Genomic DNA, 4109 nt, shown 5'->3' on the forward strand with positions numbered 1-4109 from the left:
GCCCGCCCCCGAGCCGACCGAGGCCCCGCAGCCGACGGCGGAGCCCCTGCCGCAGCCCGAGCCCACCGCGGTGCTCCCTCCGCGGACCTGCGCCGACGACCCCCGCCTCTGCACTCCTGCGCCCGAGCCGACCATCGGCGGGCCCCTCACCTGAGCCCCGGCTCGCGGCCCGCCCCGCCTGCGGGGATAGTGGAGGCATGAGCAGACTCCTCCTCGGCCTCCTGACCAACGCCGTCGCGATCTGGCTCACGACCCTGGTCGTGGCGGGCGTGCGCGTGGACCCGTACGAGGAGGGCCCCGCAGCGGCGGTCCTCACGTACCTGCTGGTGGCGGTGATCTTCGGCGTCGTCAACGCCGTCGTCGGCGGAGTGGTGCGGGTGGTCGCATTCCCCCTGTACGTGCTGACGCTCGGCCTGGTCTCGTTCCTCGTCAACGGCCTCCTGCTGCTCCTGACCGCCTGGATCAGCGGCCTCTTCGGCTTCGGCCTCGTCGTGGACGGCTTCTGGTGGGGCGTGCTCGGCGCCCTCGTGCTCGCCCTGGTGAACTGGTTCATCAGCCTGCTCCTGCGCCCCTTCCTCCGCCGCCGTCAGGACTGACACCGCGGGCTCGGCAGTCAGCATCGGCCGCGCCGCCGCCGCCCGGGAGGCGTCGCGCGCCATCGGTGGACGACGGCCGCGATCGGCCTGCTGTGGAGGAGCCGCGGTGCGCCATGATGGGCGGGTGACCCCCGACTCCCCTGCGCCCTCGGCCTTCGCCGTGTGCTTCGTCTGCACCGGCAACATCTGCCGGTCGCCGATGGCCGAGGTGGTGCTGCGCTCCCTGGCGGAGCAGGCGGGGCTCGGCTCCGCGATCGAGATCAGCTCGGCCGGCACCGGCGAGTGGCACCTCGGCGAGCACGCCGACAGCCGCGCCCTCGCGGCGCTGGAGCGGCACGGCTTCGACGGGGGCCGCCACCGCGCCCAGCTCTTCGACCCGTCCCGCTTCTCCGAGTTCGACCTGGTCGTCGCGCTCGACCACGGGCACGAGCGCGCGCTGCGCTCCTGGGCGCGCACCGAGGTCGACCGGCAGAAGATCCGCCGCCTGCTCGACTTCGAGCCCGGCCTCTCCCCGCAGGGCGACGTCCCCGACCCCTACTATTCCGATGCGGCGGCGTTCGACTCGGTGCTCGCGCTCATCGAGCGCGCCTGCCGGGCCCTCTTCGCCCAGATCGAACCAGGACTGCGCGGCAACCGCTCGGTCCGCCCCGACTCCACCGACGCGCGCGCCGCCCTCGCGCAGGACACCTGAGAACCGGAAGGCACCACCGCATGACCTCGCTCCCCACCCAGCCGCTGAGCCCCCTCGACGGCCGCTACAGCGGTGCCGTCTCGTCGCTCGGCGAGTACCTCTCGGAGGCGGGGCTGAACCGCGCGCGGGTGCACGTCGAGGTCGAGTGGCTGCTGGCGCTGACCGACCGCCGCCTCTTCGGCTCCGAGCCCGTCGACGCGGCGACCGCCGAGGAGCTGCGCCGCCGCGCCCGCGACTTCGGCCAGCCCGAGATCGACGAGCTGGCGACCCTCGAGGCCCGCACCCGCCACGACGTGAAGGCCGTGGAGTACCTCGTCCGCCAGTGGCTCGAGGAGCTGGGCCTGCAGCGCATCGCCGAGCTCACCCACTTCGCCGCCACCAGCGAGGACATCAACAACCTCTCCTACGCGATCGTGGTCCGCCAGGCCGTCGGCGAGATCTGGCTGCCGAAGCTGCGCTCGGTCGTCGCGTCGCTCCGGGAGCTGGCCGTCCGCTACCGCGACGAGTCGATGCTCAGCCGCACCCACGGCCAGCCCGCGACCCCGACCACGATGGGCAAGGAGTTCGCCGTCTACGCGTACCGGCTCGAGCGGGTCGTCGCGCAGATCGAGGCGACGGAGTACCTGGGCAAGTTCAGCGGAGCGACGGGCACGTTCGCCGCGCACCTCGCCGCCGACCCCGGCACCGACTGGCCCGCCCTCGCGGAGGAGTTCGTCACCTCCCTCGGCCTCGTCTTCAACCCGCTGACCACCCAGATCGAGTCGCACGACTGGCAGGCCGAGCTCTACGGCAGGGCCGCGCACGCGAACCGCATCCTGCACAACATCTGCACCGATGTCTGGACCTACATCTCGCTCGGCTACTTCCGGCAGATCCCCCAGGCCGGGGCGACCGGCTCGTCCACGATGCCGCACAAGATCAACCCGATCCGCTTCGAGAACGCCGAGGCGAACCTCGAGCTCTCCAGCGCCCTGCTCGACTCGCTCGCGCAGACCCTGGTCACCTCGCGCCTCCAGCGCGACCTCACCGACTCGACCACGCAGCGCAACATCGGCGTCGCGTTCGGCCACTCCCTCCTCGCCCTCGACAACATCGCCCGCGGCCTGCTCGAGATCGACCTCGACCCGACCGCCCTCGCCGCCGACCTCGACGGCAACTGGGAGGTGCTGGCCGAGGCGATCCAGACGGTGATCCGCGCGGAGGTGGCGGCCGGCCGCTCCTCGATCACCGACCCGTACGCGCTGCTGAAGGACCTGACCCGCGGCAAGCGCCTCGGTGCCGACGACCTCGCCGTCTTCGTGCAGGGTCTCGACATCGGCGACGCGGCGAAGGAGCGCCTGCTGGCGCTGACGCCGGGCGGCTACACGGGCCTCGCCTCGTCGCTGGTCGACCGCCTGAGCTGATCCGCCGGGCAGCGAGCGCGCGGGTGCCGCCGTCCTCGAGAGCGAGCACTCCGACTCCTGCGAGCTCGCGGCGGCGCGGTCGACGGCGGCGCGATGTCGGGGGTCGCACCTAGCGTCGGCGGCATGTCAGCGTGCGCGATCGGAGGGTGCGCCTCCTCGGCCGAGACGGGCGCCCCCCTCGCGCTCTGCGCGGCGCACCTCGAGCTCGCGCACGACTGGGTCGCCCGCGAGGACGGCGTGATCGACGCCCTGCCCTCGCCGTGCGCGGCGTGCGGGTCCCGCCTGGGCGTCCGACTCCCCTCCGCCTGGCTCTGCGCCGCCTGCGAGTGGCGGCTCGGCGATGCTCCCGACGGCGAGCTCCCGCCGCCCCGGGTCGACGTCGTCTACTACATCCGCTTCGGCGAGCGGATCAAGATCGGCACCAGCGGCAATCCCCGGCAGCGCCTCCACCGACTCCGGCACGAGGAGCTCCTCGCGTTCGAGCGCGGCGGGCGAGCACTCGAGCAGCACCGGCACGCCCAGTTCGCCGACGAGCGCCTGGAGCGCACCGAGTGGTTCGCGCGCAGCCCCGCGCTCGACGCCCACATCGAGACCGTGCGCGCCGGGGAGCCCGACCCCTGGGCCCTGCACCGCCGCTGGCGCAGCGAGGCGCTGGCCCTGCGGCTCTGACGCGTCGGCTGCGAGCCGGCGGCGACGACTCGACCGCTCCGACTCGCCGGTTCCCACGCGACGGTTCCCGCTCGCCGGCACTGCGTCCGCGGGTCCCGTTCCGCCGAGCCGGACACCTGCACGGAGCGACGGGGAGGGAGCGACGGGGGCGGGTCCCGGAGGACCGTCCCGCAGCCGCCGCGCGACGCGCTCAGCGCCCCCAGGCGTCGACGAGCAGCGGACCGCGGATATCGCGGAGCCGGTCGACCAGACGGTCCGCCAGTGCGGCCGTGACTCCCGTGGCGACCAGGTCGTGGGGGCCGAGCGGCAGCAGCTTCCCCGTGCGGATGCGCACCACCTCCCATCCGGCGGAGCGGAGCGCGCGGTCCTTCCGCCGGTCGGCCTCCTCGCGGTGCCCGACGTGCTCGAGTCCGTGACGGCCGGTGGAGTCGTACTCGATCGCGACGCGCAGCTCGCCGAGCACCAGGTCGGGCCACGCCTCGCAGTGCTCGAAGAACGGCCGCGCGAGACGCACCGCCGTGTGCGCCGGATCGAAGACGAGTCGCTCGGCGAGGAGCGCCCGGAGCCGGGCCTCGACGGCGGAGGCGGGAGGAGGCGCGCACCGGCTCGCGAAGGGCTCGCCGACGGGGAGGTCCGGCGTCTTCGGGCACACGCGGGCGGGATCTGGCTGAGCACGATGCCCTCGTTGTACTCGGGCCGGTACTGCCGCACCAGGACGGGGTAGGACGCCCAGGCCTCCCGGTAGGTGCC

The 4109-nt window shown here is 73.9% G+C and carries 5 protein-coding genes; 4 read left to right on the plus strand and 1 reads right to left on the minus strand.

All coding sequences use genetic code 11. The annotated features are described in order from the left end of the window. Positions 1-197 precede the first annotated feature (197 nt). The 4 genes from C5D09_RS16890 (at position 198) to C5D09_RS16905 (ending at position 3359) form a co-directional block, all read left to right on the plus strand. Complete coding sequence (locus C5D09_RS16890) at positions 198-596, plus strand: phage holin family protein (protein ID WP_104269822.1); 399 nt, start codon at positions 198-200, stop codon at positions 594-596. Between the two features lie 124 nt (positions 597-720). Next, positions 721-1287: a low molecular weight protein-tyrosine-phosphatase gene (locus C5D09_RS16895; protein ID WP_181065755.1), complete on the plus strand. Its 567-nt coding sequence runs from the start codon at positions 721-723 to the stop codon at positions 1285-1287. Between the two features lie 20 nt (positions 1288-1307). Further along, on the plus strand, positions 1308-2690 hold the full coding sequence (gene purB, locus C5D09_RS16900) for an adenylosuccinate lyase (RefSeq protein WP_104225198.1): 1383 nt from the start codon (positions 1308-1310) through the stop codon (positions 2688-2690). 123 nt (positions 2691-2813) lie between these two features. After that, positions 2814-3359, plus strand: a complete 546-nt coding sequence (locus tag C5D09_RS16905; protein WP_104233549.1) for a GIY-YIG nuclease family protein — start codon at positions 2814-2816, stop codon at positions 3357-3359. 190 nt (positions 3360-3549) lie between these two features. Here C5D09_RS16905 and C5D09_RS16910 read toward each other — a convergent pair whose 3' ends face one another. Beyond that, complete coding sequence (locus C5D09_RS16910; RefSeq protein ID WP_258067044.1) at positions 3550-4011, minus strand: endonuclease domain-containing protein; 462 nt, start codon at positions 4009-4011, stop codon at positions 3550-3552. Between the last annotated feature and the right edge of the window lie 98 nt (positions 4012-4109).

It is taken from the genome of Rathayibacter sp. AY1C9, assembly GCF_002932315.1.
GTDB lineage: Bacteria > Actinomycetota > Actinomycetes > Actinomycetales > Microbacteriaceae > Rathayibacter.

Bases quoted from the DNA above. Each gene is read 5' to 3' on its own strand.
- C5D09_RS16890 (WP_104269822.1), top strand. From the start codon at position 198: ATGAGCAGACTCCTCCTCGGCCTCCTGACCAACGCCGTCGCGATCTGG.
- purB (WP_104225198.1), top strand. From the start codon at position 1,308: ATGACCTCGCTCCCCACCCAGCCGCTGAGCCCCCTCGACGGCCGCTAC.
- C5D09_RS16905 (WP_104233549.1), top strand. From the start codon at position 2,814: ATGTCAGCGTGCGCGATCGGAGGGTGCGCCTCCTCGGCCGAGACGGGC.